Annotated in this window: 3 protein-coding genes; 2 read left to right on the plus strand and 1 reads right to left on the minus strand. The window is 31.2% G+C overall.

Annotated features, from left to right (window positions below; translation table 11 throughout):
* Positions 1–491: 491 nt before the first annotated feature.
* Positions 492–1,433 (plus strand): AraC family transcriptional regulator, encoded by a 942-nt coding sequence (locus AP058_RS00095; protein WP_231739437.1) that lies wholly within the window; start codon positions 492–494, stop codon positions 1,431–1,433.
* 130 nt (positions 1,434–1,563) lie between these two features.
* The gene (locus AP058_RS00100) at positions 1,564–3,024 is read left to right on the plus strand and encodes a serine hydrolase (protein ID WP_066305332.1); all 1,461 of its coding nucleotides are present in this window, start codon (positions 1,564–1,566) and stop codon (positions 3,022–3,024) included.
* Positions 3,025–3,188: 164 nt separating this feature from the next.
* Here AP058_RS00100 and AP058_RS00105 read toward each other — a convergent pair.
* On the minus strand, positions 3,189–3,723 hold a 535-nt coding region (locus tag AP058_RS00105; RefSeq protein ID WP_066305334.1), incomplete at its 5' end, for an IS3 family transposase.

Genomic DNA, 3,723 nt, shown 5'->3' on the forward strand with positions numbered 1-3,723 from the left:
ACTCAAAGAATCACTTCTTCCGAGCTTGCCACTAGCTAATCGGCTCAATATAATCTCAACAACTTGCCGATAAGGGACTTGCACCCTCTAGATAATTCCTTACGTTTGTAGGAATAGAAGTGCATGCAAGGCACACACAGCGGTTTTGCGAGATTGCGAAATAAGTGGTAAATTCAAGTTTATCTTTCGCAAGAAATTTTATATTAGCAGAAAAATCTCGGTTACGAAGTTCGCAACCTCGCAAATCAGCGAAACGTTAACAATAATTATAAACCAAATACAGAAAAAAGAGAATGGACATAAGTAATTTATTAATTATTATTTCAGCAATCTCAATATTCATTTCAATATTTTTGGTAATTTTTCTGTTAAGTGTTAAAACAAAACACAAATTAAGTAATGCTCTTTTTGCTCTTTTTTTAATAATTACTGCCATAGATACTAGTGAACAGTTATTCAACTTAACAGTAAATGGCCCTTCAAATCTGGGAATGTTAAGAAATACATTTGCATATTTACAAATTCCTGCATTTTACCTTTACATTTTATCAGTTTGTTACTCTGACTTTAAACTGAAACCAAAACACTTCCTGCACGTACTTCCATTTTTAATTGCGAATGCAATTTTAATACCGCGTTTTTATCTCGTAGATCTTGCTTCTAAAATTAATTTTATTGTAAATCGTCAAAATAGGATAGAACTGCAATTCAATCATGTTCTCTTCCATATTCAAATAATTGTGTACATTATTGCTGTTTTTATGGTCTTAAAGAAAGCAAAAAAACTATATCTAGAAAATCATGCAGGAACAAGTATAAATTCCTATAATTGGTTGTTTCAGTTTACGACAGTACTGACTTTTTTATATTCCGTTGTACTTATTAAAAACATTTTTAAATTTTCTGAATATCAAAATATCTCTGAGTGGATAAAAATTGCTGTACTATTATTTCAATTAATTTTGATTTGCTGGTACTTATTTAAAGCATTGCAGCATCCCAATTTGTTTCGGAATATAGATTCAAAATTAAAATTAGTTTCCGATCTTATTTTAGAAGAAAAAAAGAAGAAACAATTAATCACAATTGACAAAAAAGACAATGAAGACTTACTGAAATTGCAGCAATATATAATTGAGGAGAAACCATTTCTTAATCCATCACTAACAATTCAAGATATTTCTAATGCTCTTGAAATTCCGGTTCGTAATTTATCCCTATTAATTAATCATCAATTAAACCAACATTTTTATGATTTCATTAATGCCTATCGAATTGAATATGCCAAGAAAATTTTAAAAGATACCACAAAAAATGACTTAACAATTTTAGAAATTCTGTACGAAGTAGGTTTTAATTCTAAATCTTCTTTTAATACGGCCTTTAAAAAATACACAAATTCCACTCCTACTGAATATCGTAAAAATCTATAATTCAGTTATTTGTAATTACTCGTACTTATTTTTATCTGCAAATGCGTTCGAATACATTCACTCGGTCGCATAGAATTACTTTCTCCCACATATTTGCATCGAAATAATTTTTAACCATAAAATCGATACAATGAAAATTTCAATTTATTTACTAATTCTGACAGTATTATTTTCGAGTTGCAAAACGAGCCTTAAAACTTTTCCAAAAAAAAACTTCAGTTACCTTACTGAAAGTTTAAACATAGACCAACAATTAAAAGAGAACAAACTCGCAGGTTTTAGTATTGTAGTTTTTGAAAATTATCAAGTAGTTTATTCAAATCAATTTGGAGTAAAGTCAACCAATTCAAATGAGAAAATAGACCAAAACACAGCTTTTTCTACAGCATCCATTTCAAAACCAATAACATCAATTCTTTGTCATATTCTTGAAGAGAAAGGCTTACTTAATTTAGATGATCCAATAGACGGTTATTTAAAGCGTTGGCACTTACCAAAAAGTTCGTTTACAGAAAATAACAGTCCAACTTGGAGACAATTTCTAAATCATACTGCCGGAACAAGTCAGAGTGGATTTGCCGATTATTATGAAGGAGATACAATTCCCACAATAAAGCAAAGTCTTTTAGGTCAAATACCAAGATATGATAAGGAAATTGAATTTTTGTTTACTCCAGGCACTAATTGGCAATATAGCGGTGGCGGTTATGTAATTATACAAATGGCATTAGAAGATACTTTTAATACCTCTATTGCAACGCTTGCAAATGAATATATTTTCACTCCGCTTGGCTTAAAAAACACGACAATGATTCAGCCGAATGAAAAAGGGTTTTTATCAGATGTTGCACTTGTTCACGATGAAAATGAAAAAGTTATAAAAACAGGATTACCTATAACACCGCAAATTGGAGCATCAGGATTATGGTCTACGCCAAATGATTTAGCACAATTAACTATTGAAATTCAAAATGCATTGCGTAATAAGAATAACAAAGTGATTTCTCACCAAGTTGCGAAAAAAATTACGGAAGTAACAGCATTAAAAAATGCAGTTGGTGGTTGGGGTTATGGTCCACAAAGGTCTTTTGGATATAACAATTTTGATTGGATTAGATGTGGCGGTTCGAATACTGGTGTTGGAAGTGAAATATTTGCAACAATGACCGATGGAAATGGATTTGTTTATATGGCAAACGGGGAGAAACCAAATCGATTTCCAGTTTTTCAGCAAACTCAAACTAATTTATTGACGCTTCTAAATTGGAACAAAACAACACCAAGTCAAAAAACTCAGGAAATTCCTTTGCTTCTTCAAGATAAATTAGTGGGAACTTATGATGATTTCCTTTATGGTCAAGGAATGAATACTAAAATCATTAAGAAAAATACTAAACTTTACGTTGAATCTCCATTACTGCAACTTTATAAAGGGAAAAATGAAAATGAGTTAATATATCTAAAAAATGGCTTGTTTAAAATTGTAGATTATCCAAACTTGTTAAAATTTAATTTTAAAGATGGCAAGTTAAATTCTGTAGTATTATTTAGAGATAACTTGAAAGTTGAAATGCTCATAAACAGAAAATAACTATTGCTAACAGCTAAGGCTTCGTTGCGTCTGAAAGACGAACAATGAAGCCGCGGTTGAACGGAACCGATTACATGCCGTCAACACTATGGAGTTATCGTAAAATGAGTAGAGAGATTACAAGAGGCTAAAACTGGATATGCAAATAAAACCTGCAGTATAAGTTAAGCTACATTTTTGTAATTAATTTGATTGTTAAATTCTTCAATAGTTGCATAATTCAAAGCAGAGTGTCTCCTTTTTCTATTGTACCAAATTTCAATGTATTCAAAGATCTCCAGTTTCATTTGTTCTTTAGAAATCAGTTTATCCCCATAAATCAATTCCGTTTTCAAAGATTTGAAGAAGCTTTCCGCCACAGCATTATCCCAGCAATTTCCTTTACGACTCATACTGCGGGTTATTTTTTTATAGGAATCAAGAACATTTACAAACTTTTTACTGGCATATTGGACACCTCTGTCAGAATGAAAAATCAAACCTTCATCGACATCTCGGTTTTTAACCGCCATTTTCCAAGCTCCAAGCGTAGTTTCTTCTGTATTCATTGCGTCACTTAAACTCCAACCAATAATTTTTCTGTCGTATAAATCCATAATAGTGGTCAGGTATACAAACCCCTCTTTAGTTTGGATATAAGTAATATCCGAAACCCAAACTTTTGAAGGCATTTTTACAATAAACTCTCTATTTAATACA

The sequence above is a fragment of the Flavobacterium sp. TAB 87 genome, from assembly GCF_001529295.1.
Taxonomy (GTDB): Bacteria; Bacteroidota; Bacteroidia; order Flavobacteriales; family Flavobacteriaceae; genus Flavobacterium.

Coding starts and splice junctions, on each gene's coding strand:
- AP058_RS00095 (WP_231739437.1), top strand. CDS start 492: ATGTTAAGAAATACATTTGCATATTTACAAATTCCTGCATTTTACCTT.
- AP058_RS00100 (WP_066305332.1), top strand. CDS start 1,564: ATGAAAATTTCAATTTATTTACTAATTCTGACAGTATTATTTTCGAGT.